Origin of the sequence: Streptomyces sp. NPDC060209 (assembly GCF_042728155.1) — a bacterium.
In the GTDB taxonomy this organism is placed as follows: Bacteria; Actinomycetota; Actinomycetes; order Streptomycetales; family Streptomycetaceae; genus Streptomyces.
On sequence record NZ_JBHWZS010000224.1, the window covers coordinates 1 to 14197 of the forward strand.

General features: G+C 70.1%; 10 protein-coding genes and 1 tRNA gene. 1 reads left to right on the forward strand and 10 read right to left on the reverse strand.

What is annotated here, in order from left to right; genetic code table 11:
• Positions 1-57 precede the first annotated feature (57 nt).
• Genes ACFWFI_RS31365 through ACFWFI_RS31375 form a run of 3 tightly spaced genes read right to left on the reverse strand, consistent with a single transcriptional unit; the run spans position 58 to position 3557 of the window.
• The gene (locus ACFWFI_RS31365) at positions 58-738 is read right to left on the reverse strand and encodes a hypothetical protein (RefSeq protein WP_387396724.1); all 681 of its coding nucleotides are present in this window, start codon (positions 736-738) and stop codon (positions 58-60) included.
• A 25-nt stretch (positions 739-763) separates the two neighbouring features.
• Complete coding sequence (locus ACFWFI_RS31370; protein ID WP_387396726.1) at positions 764-3103, reverse strand: hypothetical protein; 2340 nt, start codon at positions 3101-3103, stop codon at positions 764-766.
• A 19-nt stretch (positions 3104-3122) separates the two neighbouring features.
• Positions 3123-3557 carry a hypothetical protein gene (locus ACFWFI_RS31375; protein WP_387396729.1) on the reverse strand — a complete coding sequence of 145 codons (435 nt, stop codon included), beginning with the start codon at positions 3555-3557 and terminating at the stop codon, positions 3123-3125.
• A 292-nt stretch (positions 3558-3849) separates the two neighbouring features.
• Between ACFWFI_RS31375 and ACFWFI_RS31380 the strand changes: the two genes are divergently transcribed.
• Positions 3850-3924: transfer RNA gene (locus ACFWFI_RS31380), tRNA-Cys, on the forward strand.
• A gap of 205 nt (positions 3925-4129) precedes the next feature.
• Here ACFWFI_RS31380 and ACFWFI_RS31385 read toward each other — a convergent pair.
• The 7 genes from ACFWFI_RS31385 to ACFWFI_RS31415 all read right to left on the reverse strand — a co-directional run bounded on the left by ACFWFI_RS31385 (position 4130) and on the right by ACFWFI_RS31415 (position 13983).
• Positions 4130-6463 carry a xanthine dehydrogenase family protein molybdopterin-binding subunit gene (locus ACFWFI_RS31385; protein WP_387396731.1) on the reverse strand — a complete coding sequence of 778 codons (2334 nt, stop codon included), beginning with the start codon at positions 6461-6463 and terminating at the stop codon, positions 4130-4132.
• A 79-nt stretch (positions 6464-6542) separates the two neighbouring features.
• Positions 6543-8075 carry a (2Fe-2S)-binding protein gene (locus tag ACFWFI_RS31390; protein WP_387396734.1) on the reverse strand — a complete coding sequence of 511 codons (1533 nt, stop codon included), beginning with the start codon at positions 8073-8075 and terminating at the stop codon, positions 6543-6545.
• A complete protein-coding gene (locus tag ACFWFI_RS31395; RefSeq protein ID WP_387396736.1) occupies positions 8072-8968 on the reverse strand; it encodes an FAD binding domain-containing protein in 897 nt (298 codons plus the stop codon). The genes ACFWFI_RS31390 and ACFWFI_RS31395 overlap by 4 nt, the downstream gene beginning before the upstream one ends.
• Before the next feature lie 249 nt (positions 8969-9217).
• Positions 9218-10858, reverse strand: a complete 1641-nt coding sequence (locus ACFWFI_RS31400) for a beta-N-acetylhexosaminidase (protein ID WP_387396739.1) — start codon at positions 10856-10858, stop codon at positions 9218-9220.
• 1 nt (position 10859) lies between these two features.
• Positions 10860-11708: a carbohydrate ABC transporter permease gene (locus tag ACFWFI_RS31405; protein WP_387396741.1), complete on the reverse strand. Its 849-nt coding sequence runs from the start codon at positions 11706-11708 to the stop codon at positions 10860-10862.
• Positions 11705-12676: a carbohydrate ABC transporter permease gene (locus tag ACFWFI_RS31410; protein WP_387396743.1), complete on the reverse strand. Its 972-nt coding sequence runs from the start codon at positions 12674-12676 to the stop codon at positions 11705-11707. The genes ACFWFI_RS31405 and ACFWFI_RS31410 overlap by 4 nt, the downstream gene beginning before the upstream one ends.
• Before the next feature lie 2 nt (positions 12677-12678).
• Entirely contained in the window at positions 12679-13983 is a 1305-nt protein-coding gene (locus tag ACFWFI_RS31415) for an extracellular solute-binding protein (RefSeq protein ID WP_387396745.1), read from the reverse strand.
• Positions 13984-14197 lie beyond the last annotated feature (214 nt).

Here is a 14197-nt window from a genome sequence, read left to right on the forward strand (position 1 = left end):
GCCCCGATCCTCGGGACCCGAGCGCCGGGGTCACTATCCGCCCTCGCGAGGCAACATCTACTTCGGCGTGAGATCGGGGGTCGCGGGCAGTCCCGCGTTGTTCTCACAGCCCAGCTCCTTCACCACTGAGAGAGCCCCGGTGTGAAGGATCTCCAGATTGGCGTCACGGGTCTCGGGTGTGTCCGGGGCATCGCTCTCCCCGATCGTGAAGCTCCCGTAGATGCGCAGGGGCTGCGTCTCCGAGCCCTTGAGCCGCGGACTCACGCAATCGAGGTAGAGCGAGGCTCCGGTGGCCCTCGCCTCGGACCTCTTGCCCATCGTGTAGAACACCGTGCCGGAGTCGGCCCTGGGGTCCTTCACGTCCTGCGGGGCGTACATGGAGAACTTGACCGCTGCTCCGTCCCCGGCTCCGCCCCCCTTGGGGCTGAGCTCGCACAGGGCCGCCCCGGTGGCCGAACTGCGCCCCGACTCGTATCCGCGCGTCAGCGCTTCCACAACGGCCTTCAGGCCCTCGTCGCTCCGGTAGAAGAACTCCGAGTCCGCCGTGACCGTCTCGACCTTCTTCGCCAAGGACGCGTCGAACAGACCGCCGCAGACCTTGTCGGCCCCCACGAAGGTCTCCTCGGTGCTCTTGCCCTCCGCGTCCGAGCCGCAGGCCGCCAGGCCCGCCCCCGCGGCCACGACCAGGCCGACGACGCCTGCCAGGCGCCCTGCCCGTGCCAGTCCCACGATGTTCATCCCTCCACCGGTACCCATGTTCTCGTCAGCCCGTTTCCGGATCCTGGCCCTGCTGGTTCTCCCGCTCGTTACCGGTCGAATAGCCGTTCCTCATGGACTCCTTCATGTCCTGACGGAATTCCCTGTCCTCCTTCGTGTCCCCGGTGTTGCGGTCGAGGAAGTCCTCCATGGGTGCTTCGGCCGTGGACTCGCCGGCCCGATAGATCTTGTTCCATTCCTCCCTGGTCAGCTCCTCGGCCTTCTCCTTGCTCGCGTCGACCGAGTTGTCCGACATATCACCGATGAACTGCCCCGCGAGCTGCTCCAGCCCACCGCTGGCCGTGTCGGTGGCCAGGGGGATGAGCACGGCCGCCGTCCCGACCGCCGCGGTGGCCGGCAGGAAGGCGACGCCCGCGGCGATGCCCGCCGCCGCGCCGAACTCGACCCACCCGGAGCGCTTGGCGACAGCCTTCTCGTAGTCCTCGTGGCTCTTCATGTTGTCGGCCTGGACCTGGTCGGCCCGGGACTGGTCGAGCATGCCCTGGACCTCCGCACCGACGTGCACGGCAGACCGGGCGCTGCCCTTGTCGATCACCCCGTTGGAGTCGACCTGGTTCTCCAGCACACTCCGCGTGTACACCTCTTCCGCGGCCGAGACCGTCGCGTAGGCGTCCGGGTGCTGACCGAGGGCGCTGAGGAAGCCGCGAGTGATGCTCCTGCCCTCCGTGTCATCCTCGAAGTCGATGTGACCCTCCGAGTCCTTCGGGGCGAACACACTGTCCGAGTCGCCCTTGTCCAGGGCCCAGTTGATGTCGTCGATGTAGCCGGCGCCCATGGTGCCCAGGCTGTCGGACATCGCCTCCTGCTCTTTGAGCAGGCCCGCGTCCGCCCCGTACTTCTCCATGACCTGCTGCATGACCGCCGCGTTGTCGTCGTCCCGCACCACGCTCGCGTCCGGGTGCCCGGCAGGGTAGCCGAGGGTGGCCGATTCCAAAGCGTGGCCCAGGGCGTCGGGCATCTGGTTGAGGGAGTTCTTCAGCTCGTTCTCGTCCAGCGAGTTGACGTCCGGGAAGGACTCCCACTTCTCGTTGCCGAAGAAGTCGAGGTAGTTCTCGATCGGCGTGTCGCCGTTCTTGCCGAGGTCGGCGGTGGCGCCCTTGTTGACCGTGCCGTCCTCGTTGTACGCGGTCGGCGGGTCGTTGAAGAAGTGCTTGGCCGCGTCCGGGCTGTTGCCGAGCGCCTCCAGCATGGCGGTCGTCGGGTCGTAGCCCGCACCGTTGACGCCCGAGGGGTTGAACGGGTTCTTGAACGGGCTGTTCACCACCTTGTTGTCGGCGAACATGTACGGGTCCTTCTGGTGCAGCTGCGCCACGTGTTCGGCGATCGGGTTGAGGAACGACTTGTCGTAGTTCCCGTACCGCATGATCCCGCCGAGCAGCTGGTAGCCGTACGGCCCGTTGCTGTCGTACTTGGCCAGCGGGATGCGCTCCGTGCCCATCTTGCGGAGCTCGGGGCCCCACTTCTCGCTGAAGTCCTTGTCGTGGGAAGCGTTGGCCAGGTTGAGGCCCAGGTTCTTCTGGAGTTCCTGGACGTCCTTGAGCCGCTCCTTGTCGACCTTCCCGTACTCGTAGGTGTCCGTGGAGAGCTGCCCGAAGAACGCCAGCGACTTCTCCGGACCGAGCTTCTCGTAGAAGTTCTTCGAGAACTCCAGCGACGTGCTGTTGTCCTTCAGGAGCTCGTTGAGCTGCTGGAGCTCGGTGTGCGTGATGTCGCGGCCCTTGGCGGCCAGACCGGCGGCGCGGTCGGCCTCCTCCTGGTCCATCTTCGTGTACTTGGGGGCGTTGAAGTCCTTGCGGTCGGTGACGTTGGCCTCAAGGGAATTCTTGAAGGACACATCGGTGTCGTTGCAGTTGTCGACGATGAGGTCGATCTTCTTCTGCCACGACTCGATGTTCTTCTTCTCCTCCTGGAGATACGTCGAATAGTCGGGGTCGTGCCGGGCGGCGTTGGATTCCGAGATCGGGTGGCGTGCGAAGACCTTGCCCTTGCCGTCCACGCGTATACCGGCCGCAGGCCCTTCGTGGTCCCGGATGTTGATCAGGTCGTCCTTGGCCTTCTTGATGGCCGCGTGACCCTCTTCGAGGATCTGCTTCACACCCTTGGCCTCGGCTGCGGCGTCCGCGAACTCCTTGGCCGTCTTGCCGACGAACGCCTTGGTGACGCCCGCGTTGAGGCCTTCCCAGTTCGCCTTGTCCGCCTTGACCTTCATCCCGTCGGCGGCGTCGGTGGCGAGCGTGTCCAGCTTGCCGGCCATTTCCGACCAGTCGTCGGCCGCGGCCTTCAGCTTCCCCACCGGGGCGTCGACTATGTCCTCATAATTCAGCATGTACCTATTCCCCCGAGCCCTACTTCATGTATTCCGTGAGCTTGGAGATAGGTGCCATATCTCCCTCGATCTTCACTTCGTCCTTCGCGTGCTGGGCCTTGGTGTAATCCAGGTGATTCGAGATGTGAGCGCAGGAATCCAGCAGCGTCTTCAGGTGCGTCTGCCAGAAGTCGTGCACCTTGAGTACCGCCGCACCACTCGCGAAGTTGCCGTTGGTGAGCGCGATCGCCGCCGCGAAGGTGGACGGACGAGCGAGGTCACCCTCCTTCGACAGCCTCACCCTCAGCCCGTATGCGTCATTCCCGATAGCTCCGAGCTCGTCCCGGTTGACCACCAGATCGCCGCCACCGCCGCCACCGCCACCGCCGCCGTCGGCGGGGATGCTGTTGAGCTGCATGGCACTCCGCTGGGCCGCCGCCGTGCGCAGTTCGGCCCATTCTTCCTCGAACGTCACGAATTCCCCCTACTCCCTATTGCGCAGGCCGCTTCACCGTCATCGCCCGCCATCGACCCGCTCACCGTATCGGTTCCATGCTTATCGACGCCGGGCGGACAAAAATGGTTTCCCCGAATTCCGGGCGCAGGCGGCCCAGGGGGTCACGGGCCCGGCGGTCGCAGAGGCGCGGTTCGGGTCCTGCCGCCGTTCATGAACGCCGTATGGCAGTCGCGTTGCGTCAGGCCCCCGCCCCTTGATGACACCCGCGCCTCAGACGTACCGTCGTGAGCACGGGGAAGCGACACCACCCGACCGTGTGCCCGAGAGGCTCAGGGGCTCGACTGCAACTCGAGTTACACCGGTTCGAATCCGGTCACGGTCTCCACCCACGGCGCCGGCGCGGAACATCCGCCCGGCGCCGCTCCGTTGCCACGGCAGGACGGGCGAGCAGCATCCGGTCCCTTGCCGGGGCGCGCACTCAGCGCATCACGGGGGCGCGCGTACGACGTCCGCCTCGACTCCCGGGACGCGTACGGCCTGACCACGACCGTCCGGGACGGCGCCTGCTGAGTCCGCAGGCGCCGCCGGGGTCAGGACTTGGGTGAGGCCACCGCCGCCTGGGGGCGGATCGGGAGGCGGTTGACCGGGCGGCCCGTCGCGGCGCGGACCGCTGAGGCGACCGCTGCCGGGGAGGTCACCACCGGGGCCGCCGAGGCCGGCTTGGCGCCGAAGGGGGCCACCACGTCACGTTCCTCGACCAGTTTGACGATGCGGATGTCCGGCGCGTCCAGGGACGTCGGAAGCGCATACCCGGTGAGGTCCGGGTGCCGGATCAGTCCGCGGGCGGTGCGGAGGTTCTCCGTGAGGGCTGCTCCGATGCCCTGGGTGACGCCCGCCTCGATGCGGGTCGCCAGCTGTGACGGGTTCAGGATCCGGCCGACGTCCTGGGCGACGGCCATCTCGACCACCCGGACCGAGCCCAGCTCGATGTCCACGTCGACCACCGCGCGGACCGCGCAGAAGGCCAGGCCCACGAACGCGTCGCCCTGGCCGGAATCGTCCAGGGGCTCGGTGGGGTGGGGGCGGCACTGCGCGGTGGCCCAGAGTTCCTTGCCGTCCATCGCCTCCGAGACCGTCGTGGACAGCACACCGTCGTACGAGGTGATCTTGCCGTCGGCGATCTGGAGCAGCTCCGTGGACATGCCGAACTTGTGGGCCAGGGGCTGGAGGAGCTGGGTGCGGACCATCTTGGCCGCGCGTTCGATCGCACCGCCCGAGACCCAGGTGTGGCGGCCGTGCGTCGCCGGGCCCGCGGGGGGCTGGTCGGTGTCCACCGCCGCCACGTGGACCTCTTCGACGCCCAGGGTCTCCTGGACGATCTGGCGGGCCAGCGTGGTGAAGCCCTGGCCGGTCTCGACGGCCGCGCAGATGACGGTGGCGACACCGTCGTGGACCCGGACCGTGGCCGTGGAGACCTCGTCGGCGCCCTCGGCGCCGAGCATGTGAACCATGCCGACGGCGTAGCCGACACCCCTGCGGACGGCCCCGGGCTCACCCGCGCCCTCCGGGCCCCCGGGGAGCAGCCAGTCGTCCTCCGGTGCGTCCTTGGGGAGGGCGGGCAGCGGGAAGTCGCGTAGCTCGCCAAGGAGTTCCGCGACGGGGGCGGGGCAGGTCACCGTCTGGCTGGTGGGGAGGATGTCGCCCGTGGAGAGGACGTTGCGCAGACGGAGCTCGACCGGGTCGATGCCCAGCTTCGCCGCCAGCTTGTCCATCTGGCCCTCGTAAGCGGCGCAGACCTGCATCGCGCCCTCGCCCCGCACATGCCCTGAGGGCGGGTTGTTCGTACGGACCGCCCAGCCCTCGATGAAGGCGTGCGGGACGACGTACGGGCCGCAGGCGAAGGCCACGGCGGCGGCCAGGGACTCGGACGAGGAGTCGGCGTACGCGCCCGCGTCGAGGAGGATCTGCGCCTCGACCTTGACCAGCCTGCCCTCGGCGTCCGCGTGGTGGCGGTAGCGCAGCAGGGTCGGGTGGCGGTGGGCGTGACCGAGGAAGGACTCCTCGCGGGTGGCGGCCAGCTTGACGGGGCAGCCGGTGCGCAGGGCGAGCAGGCCGAGCGGGATCTGGAAGCCGGGGTCCTCCCGGTCGCCGGTCGCTCCGGGGACACCGGTCACGACGACCTTGACCCGCTCGGGGTCCATGCCGAAGCAGGCGGCGGCCAGATCGCGGTCGGTGTGCGGGTCGGTGGACGCCGTGTAGAGCTCGACCCCCCCGTCGGGGCGGGGCACGGCGAGGCCGGCCTCGGCGCCGATCGGGGCGGGGTCCTGACGGCCGATGCGGTAGAGGCCCTCGACGATGACCTCGCCCACGGTGTCCGGGTCGCCGTAGCGCAGCGGGATGTGGCGGATGAGGTTGCCGTCGGGGTGCAGGGGCTCGGCGGCGAAGGCCTTCTCGGGGTCGGTGACCGGTTCGAGGACCTCGTACTCGACGGCGATCGCCGCGGCGGCCAGCCGGGCGGTGTCGGGGTGGTCCGCGGCGACGGCGGCGATCGCCTCGCCGTGGTGGCGTACGAGATCGGAGGCGAACACGGGACGGTCGACGACCCGGCGGCCGTACGAACCGTCCCCGGGGATGTCCTCGTGCGTGACGACCGCGCGCACACCGGGCATGTCGGCGGCGGCCGTCGTGTCGATCGACAGGATGCGCGCGTGCGGGTGCGGGGAGCGCAGCATCGCCGCCCACAGCAGTCCCTCGGCCCACAGGTCGGCCGCGTACGGGAAGGTGCCCTCGGTCTTGGCACGGGCGTCGGCGGGCGGCAGCGAGGTGCCCAGTCCGAGCCCGGGCTGCTCCTGGTCCGGTTCGGGACCCTCGGACGGCGGTGTCGTGAGCGTGGTGCTGGTCGCGGTGGCTGCGTCGCTGGTCACGCCGCCTCCTTGTCGTTCGCTCCGCTGCGGCGGCTGGTGGTGGTGGGGATGACCGGTGGTGCGGGAGACGGCACGGTGTTCACCGGACGTCTCCCTCGTGCGCCTGGACGCTGCCCGCGCCGGGGGCGGCCTGGTGCGGGATCCGCGGTTCGGCGTCGTCCGGCGCGGTGGCGGCCGCCTCGGCGGTCGCCTCCCGGCCCGCGACGACGTCGCGTACGGCGTCGAGCACACCCCGGTAGCCGGAACACCGGCAGAGGTTGCCGCACAGTGCCTGGCGGGTCTCCAGCTCGCTGGGGGCGTGGTTGCCCTCCAGGAGGTCGTGGACCGTCATGGCCATCCCGGGGATGCAGAAGCCGCACTGGACGGCCCCGCACTCGGCCAGGGCCCGCTGGACGTCGGACGGTTCGCCGTCCACCGCGAGGCCCTCGACGGTACGGACCTCGCTGCCGGCCGTCGTGGCGGCGGGAACCAGGCAGGAGGCCACGAGGCGGCCGTCGACCTGGACGTTGCAGGCACCGCACTCGCCCTGCGAGCAGCCGTCCTTGGCACCGGCGAGGCCGAGGCGCTCCCGGAGCACGTACAGGAGCGACTCGCCGATCCAGGCGTCGCTGACGGGGCGGTCGGCACCGTTCACATGGAGGACGTACGACGCCGACGGGTGCTCGCTGGGGCCGCCGGGGGCGGCCGGGGCAGCGGGCTCCTCGGTGGGCACGAGCCCGTGTTCCGGGGCGGGTTCGGGGCCGGGGGCCGGTTCGGCCTCGGCCGCTGCTGCCGGGGCTTCGGCTCCGGACGCGTCGGCCGGTGCCGGGACGTCCGCCGCCGGGGCCTCCGCGGGCTCCTCCGGCTCACCGGCGGCCTCCACAGCGACCTCTGCGGCCTCGAGGGCTCCCTCCGCCTCGTGCGGGGCCTCGGATGCCTCCAGGGCCTCCAGGACCTCCAGGGGCGACGAGGACCCGGGGGGAGCCTCCTCGGCGGTCCCGGGCTCGGCCTGCTGCTCCTGCGTCGCCCACGGCGCGGGCGCCCCGCCCGGCAGCGTGGCCGGGGGCGCTTCCGCGTACCACTGGGAGGCCATCGCCGACGCCGCGAACTCGCCGGACTCCTCCGGGAGGTCGCCGTTCGCCACCGGGATCGTCCACTCGCCGGTGTGACCGGCGGGCTCAGGAGCCGGCTCGGGTTCGGGGAGGGACTCGGTGAAGTTCCACTGGGCCGTCGTCGACGACGTCTGCGCGTACTGCGACGTGTCCGGGTACGGCTGCTGGTACGGATCCCGCTGCTGGTTGGGGTCGGGCCAGTGCACCGCCTCGGGCGCGGCCTCCGCGCCCGAGGAGTGGCCGGCGGCCCGCTCCTGCTGACCCTGCGTCTGCACGACCCAGCTGCCCGTCGCCGAGGGGTCGAGGCCCGCGGCCGGGGTCAGCGGCAGGATCATCGGCGGCACGTAGCTGTGGCCGGGGGCGGCCAGCGGGTCGTTCCCCAGGGCGGCGAGGTCCTCCGGGGGCAGGTGGACGAAGGCGGTCGCCTCGGCGTCGTACTCACCGCCCTGCGGGGTCGGCTGCCAGCCGGCGTACGGGTCGGGCTGCCCGTGCCGCTGCTCGGGGTTCTCTTCATTGCTCACGACAGTGCCCTCCCCAGTGCGCGTCGGGCGAGCGCGGCGACCGTGCGCCGCAGGTGCAGGACTGCGGGTGACAGCGGAGGTGCCTCTCCCCCGTCGTCCGGTGGAGCCTGGTCCGGGATGCAGGCCGCCGCGACGTACTCGCCGAAAGCGGCCAGCGCGTCGGGGGCCAGGCCGCGTTCGCCGTCCCAGTCGATCAGGGAGGCGATCCAGCGTTCCGCCTCCAGCGGCCGCAGGGGCATCGGGGCGATCGCCCCGACCGCGCAGCGCACCCCGCGCCGTGCCGGGTCCAGGACGATCGCGACGGAGGCGGTGGCGCGACCGGGGCCGGTGCGGCCGGTCGCCTTGAGGAAGACCTGGGGGGCGTGCAGCAGCGGTACGCGGACGAAGCCGATCAGCTCGGCGGGCTCGAGCATCTCGCGGCCCGCCAGCAGGTGCGAGACGGGAATCTCACGGCGGGAGCCTCCGGCGCCCGCGATGACCAGCTCGGCCTCCAGGGCGGCAAGCACCGGCAGGGCGTCGCCGGTCGGCGCCGCGGTGGCGATGTTGCCCCCGAGCGTCCCGGCGTTACGGATCTGGGGCGGGCCCGCGGCGCGCGCGGAGGCGGCCAGCGCGGGGATGAGCGCGGCGAAGTCGGGCCGCCCCATGCGCGCGTGGGTGAGACCGGCTCCGAGCAGGGCGTGGCCGTCCTGGTAGTGCCAGCCGCGCAGCTCGCTGATCCGGCCGAGGCCGACCAGCCCCGAGGGCCGCAGCAGGCCCTTGTTGACGGCCGCCATGAGGTCTGTGCCGCCGGCCACGGGAACGGCGGCGGGCATGGCGCCGAGAGCCGCCACGGCCTCGTCGAGCGAGGCCGGCAGCGTCACCGACTGCATCGCCTGCGGTGCGTGCGTGGTCAACCCAGCTGCCCCTTCCCGGTGTCCCGGCAGTCCCGCCTGTCCGCCGTACGGTACGTGCTCACGGCCGGGACGTGGCAACTCTGGCACATCTTCCGGGCTGTCCGACGCGAGGGTCCGCGAAGGGTGTTTCCGTCCCCGACCAGGGGAAAAGTCACTTTTGGCAGACCTTCCGCCCGGCGCACGAATTGCCCCTCTTCAGCGAGTTCGTACGACTTATTCGGTTCCCCTGGCCGGGATGCGGGGCGATGGTCACACGATCGGGGGCGGTCCCTCGATCGGGCGACCCAGGACGCCGGGCCGGCGTTGCCACGGCCGTGGACCCGCGGGCGGCCGGTAGTCGACGCCCAGGGCGTCGAGCCGGGCGTAGTGGGTGTTCATCCTGCGTTCGAAGTCGGCGAAGTCCCGCTCACCGGAGGCCGGGAGCCGGGACCAGGCGACCTCCGCGAAGGCGGCGAGCCTGGGGAAGACCTGGTAGTCGACACGGTCCCGGTTCTGCATGACCTCGGTCCAGACGTTGGCCTGGGTGCCCATGATGTGCCCGGCCGCCTCCTCGGAGAGGCCCGGGGGCACGGGCTCGAAGCGGTAGACGTCCTCCAGGGTGCGGACGAATCCGATGGGCATCGGCTCGTCGGGGCCGCCGTCCTGACGGTGGTCCAGATACACCTGCTGCTCGGGGCACATCACCACGTCGTGCCCGGCCTCGGCGGCGGCGATCCCGCCCGCGTAGCCCCGCCACGACGACACCGCGGCGCCCTCGGCGAGGCCGCCCTCCAGGATCTCGTCCCAGCCGATGAGGCGGCGGCCCCGGTCGGTGAACCACCGGTCGAAGTGGCGGATGAACCAGGACTGGAGTTCGTCCTCGTCCGTCAGGCCGAGTTCGGCCATGCGGGCCTGTGCCGTCGGCGACCGCTTCCACTGGTCCTTGAGGCATTCGTCGCCGCCGATGTGGATGAACGGCGAGGTGTCGGCCGGGAAAAGGTCGAGCAGCTCTTCGAAGACGCCCTCGAAGAAGCGCAGGGTGTTGTCGGTGGGGGCGAGTACGTTCGGATTGATGCCCCAGGTGTCCCACACGGAAAGGGCGGAGGTGTCGATGACATCGGTGTTGCCCAGTTCCGGATACGCGCTGATCGCTGCCTGCGAGTGGCCCGGGATGTCGATCTCGGGGACGACCCGGATATGCCGCTCGGCGGCGTACGCCACGATTTCGCGGATGTCGTCCTGCGTGTAGAAGCCGCCGTGCGGAGTCTCGTCCCACAGTTCGGAGGCGCGGTGGCCGTATTTGGTGCGTGCGCGCCAGGCGCCGGTCTCGGTGAGCCGGGGGTGGCGCTTGATCTCGACGCGCCAGCCCTGGTCGTCTGTGAGGTGGAAGTGGAAGACGTTCAGTTTGTGGGCTGCCAGCAGGTCGAGCATGCGCAGCACGCCGTCCTTGGGCATGAAGTGCCGTGCCACGTCGAGCATCAGACCGCGCCAGCCGAAACGCGGGCCGTCCTCGATCTCCGTGAAGGGGATGCTCCTTTGCCCGCCAGGGCCGGCCGGCGCGCGGCGGAAGGCCTCGGGGCCGAGGAGCTGGCGGAGGGTCTGAGCCCCCCAGAAGACTCCGGCCGCGCTCCCCCCGGTGATCCGCACGCCCCGGTCGGGCGCCACACCCAGCCGGTAGCCCTCGGGCTCCAGCGAGGGATCGACGCCCAGCTCAATGGTGTTCGCGGCCCCGTCGCCCGACACGGCGCCGGGGGCGAGCGGCAGGCCGAAGGCTGCCCCGAGGGTGGTGCGCAGCCAGCGCTCGGTGCTCTCGGTGCCGGGGCCGGCCGTGAGGGTCGTGGACCCGTCGAGAACGAATCCGCCGCGGCCGCCTTCGCCGGTGCGCACCGGCGCGGGAATCAGGTTGTCCATGTCAGTCCTTCACCGCTCCGCCGAGTCCGGAGACCAGACGACGCTGTACTAGGACGAAGAAGACCAGCACGGGAATGGTCATAACCGTCGAGGCCGCCATGATCCCTCCCCAGTCGTTCTCGTCGGGTTTGAAGAAGACCAGCAACGCCATGGGGAGCGTCGACTGGGAGGTGTCGCTGATGATGAACGATTTCGCGAACAGGAAGTCGTTCCAGGTCGTGATGAACGAGAAGACGCTGGTCGCCACGAGGCCCGGGAAGACCAGCGGGAAGAGGATCTGCCACAGGAAGCGGGTGCGGCTCGCCCCGTCGATGTAGGCGGCCTCCTCCAGAGCGTCCGGGACGGCCTTGACGAAGCCGCGCAGCATCCAGATCGCGAACGGCAGCGAGAAGGCGAGGTGCGGCAGGATCAGTGATCCCAGCGTGTTCAGCTGGCCGAAGTCCCGCATCAGGAAGAACAGCGGGATGGTCAGCGCCTCGACCGGCACCATCTGCGCCACGAGGAACATGATCAGCAGGGTCGTGCGGAACTTGAAGCGGAATCGGGTCACGGCCGTCGCGGCGAGGAAGGCGATCAGCGCGGAGGCGATGACGACCGTGCCGGCGACGATCAGGCTGTTGAGGAAGTAGCGGCCGAATTCCTGCTGTTCGAAAACCCTGCGGAACGAGTCGAGGGACGGGGCCAGGGTCCAGGGGCGGGCCTCGGTGGACTGGATCTCACCCGCCGGCTTGAAGGCGGAGAGAACCATCCAGTAGAGCGGGAAGGCGACCGCGACGGCGATGACGAGGGCCGCCGCCTCGGCCGCCAGCCTCCCGGGCCGGCGGACGCGCAGAAGCGTGCGTGCGCTCACAGTTCCTCCCCCTGGCGCCGCACCAGGCGCAGATAGACGAGCGTCACGGCCAGCAGGATCACCAGCATCACGACGCCGATCGCCGATCCGAGGCTGTACTGCGAGGACGCGAACGCCTTCTGGTACGCGTACACGTTGAGCACCAGGTTCTGGCCGGCGATGCCTCCGCCGTTCGTCATGACGTAGATCTGGGTGAAGACCTTGAAGTCCCAGATGACCGACTGGATGGTGACGACGATCAGGATCGGCCGCAGCATCGGTGCCATGACCGACCGCCAGATCCGCCACTGCGAGGCGCCGTCCAGCGAGGCCGCCTCCAGCACCTCGGCGGGGATCGCGCGGATGCCGGCGTACACGGTCACCATCACGAACGGGAACGAGCACCAGAGGACTTCGAGGAGCACCAGGGCGAAGGCGCTGTAGCGCCCGTACGTCCACGAGAAGTCGCCGAGCCCCAGCACCTTGTTGACCGGGCCGAAGTCCGGGTCGAAGAGGAAGACCCAGACGGTCGACCCGGTGATCGCGGGCGTCGCCCAGGCCCCCAGCGCGGCCATCATGAGCGCGAGCCGGGGCAGGGCGCGGATCCGGGTCAGCAGGACGGCCAGGGCGCAGCCGACGAACAGGGTGGCGAGCACGCAGGCCGCGGCGAAGACCACGGTCGCGAGGAGCACCTGCCAGAACTGGCTGTCGCGGAAGAGCGTGGCGTAGTTGCCGAATCCCTGGAACGTCGTCGGTTCGCCACCGCTGACCTGGGCCTGCGTGTACTCCAGGAAGGAGATCAGACCCAGCTGGTAGATCGGGTAGACGAGCAGTCCGCCGAGCAGGACGAGCGCGGGCAGCAGATAGAGCCAGGGGGTCCAGCCGGAGCGCCGCGCGGGCGATGCCGGGCGGCGCCGGGGCGCGCGGGCCGTGGTCCCGCCCGCCCCGGACCGTGCGGGGGTCTTGCGCAGTGTGGTGTCCGCGGTCATCGTCAGCCCGCTTCGGCGAACGCCGCGTCCATCTTCTTCGCCGCGTCGTCCGAGGCGGCGGCCACGTCCTTACGGCCGCTGACGATCTCCTGGAACATGGTCGGCAGGACCAGAGAGGCGTCGATCTGGCCCCAGGCCGGGGAGGCCGGGACGAACTTGGCGCCCGCGCCGAGCGTGTTGACGAACGGGCCGACGAAGGACTCCTTCTCCGCGGCGGTGTCCAGCACGTCCGTGTACGTCGGCAGGAAGCCCATGGCGTCGAACATCTTCGCCTGGGTCTTCTTGCCGGTCAGCGACTTCATCAGGTCGACCGCGAGAGTGCGGTGCGAACTGCTCTTGAGTACACCGATGTTGTTGCCACCGGCGAACGCCGGGGCGATCGAGTCCTTCTTCACGCCGGGCAACGGCACGACGGCGTACTTGCCCTTCACGGTGCCGGCCTCGACCGCGGCGTGGTTGAAGTCGCCGCCGACCGCCATGGCCGCCTTGCCGGACGCGAACGCGGTGATGACCGCGTTGCCGCCCATGGCCGCGCACTTGGCCGCCGGGCAGTTGTCGTCACCGAAAAGCGAGGTGTACGCCTCGATGCCCTTTCGTGCCTTCTCGCTGTTGATGGCGGACCGGTAGGTCACCCCGGTCTCGTCGGCCAGTTCGCCGCCCTGCGCCCAGATGAAGGGCATCGCGCCATAGGTGTACGCGCCGCCCACCGCGAGACCGTACAGGTCCGGCTTCTCCCGGTGGATCTTCTTGGCGGTCGAGATCAGCTCGTCCTGGGACTTCGGGGGCTCGATGCCGAGCTCCTCGAGGACGTCGGTGCGGTAGTACAGCGCCCGTACGCCGACGAAGAGCGGCGCCCCGTAGACCTGGCCGCCCACCGTCACGGAACGCTTGGCGGTCGGGTCGGTGTCCTTGGCTTCGTCCCAGGCCGCGAACTCCTTGCTGATGTCCGCCAGTCCGCCGTCCTTCACGTATCCGGCGGTATCGGTGTTGCCGTACTCGATGAGGTCGGGGGCGCTCTCCGGGTCGTTGAAGGCGGCCTTGATGCGCTGGGCCCGGGTGTCGACGGGTATGTACTCGATCTCGACCTCGGCCCCCTCGTGGGACTTCTCGAAGTCGGCGACCGCGGCGTCGACGACCTTCTCCTTGGGCTTGTTGCCGACCTCCTGGAAGAGCCAGACGCGGAGCGTCCCGGTCTTCTTGTCGCCCTCGGCGCTGGTGTCGGAGGTCTGCGGCGCACAGGCGGTGGCGGTGATGCCCGCCAGCACAAGGGCCGCGGCCGGAGCGGCAATTCGGGCAGAAAGCTTCATCCGGGACCCCTACCGGTCAATCGTTGCATTCCATGCAACGCACGTTTCGTTCTGCACAACTTGCAGGAGACTAAGGGCGCCTCAGCACGCCGACAAGTGGTCTCAACCACTCTGTGACCACGTGGTGCAGCCCGTGCAACGCACGTCGCCGACTCCCGCCGCACCCGGAACGGGGCATGCGTCGGCCCCCGGGGCGGCACGCACGGCCCCGGGA

Bases quoted from the DNA above. Each gene is read 5' to 3' on its own strand.
- ACFWFI_RS31365 (WP_387396724.1), bottom strand. From the start codon at position 738: ATGAACATCGTGGGACTGGCACGGGCAGGGCGCCTGGCAGGCGTCGTC.
- ACFWFI_RS31400 (WP_387396739.1), bottom strand. From the start codon at position 10,858: ATGGACAACCTGATTCCCGCGCCGGTGCGCACCGGCGAAGGCGGCCGC.
- ACFWFI_RS31415 (WP_387396745.1), bottom strand. From the start codon at position 13,983: ATGAAGCTTTCTGCCCGAATTGCCGCTCCGGCCGCGGCCCTTGTGCTG.
- ACFWFI_RS31410 (WP_387396743.1), bottom strand. From the start codon at position 12,676: ATGACCGCGGACACCACACTGCGCAAGACCCCCGCACGGTCCGGGGCG.
- ACFWFI_RS31370 (WP_387396726.1), bottom strand. From the start codon at position 3,103: ATGCTGAATTATGAGGACATAGTCGACGCCCCGGTGGGGAAGCTGAAG.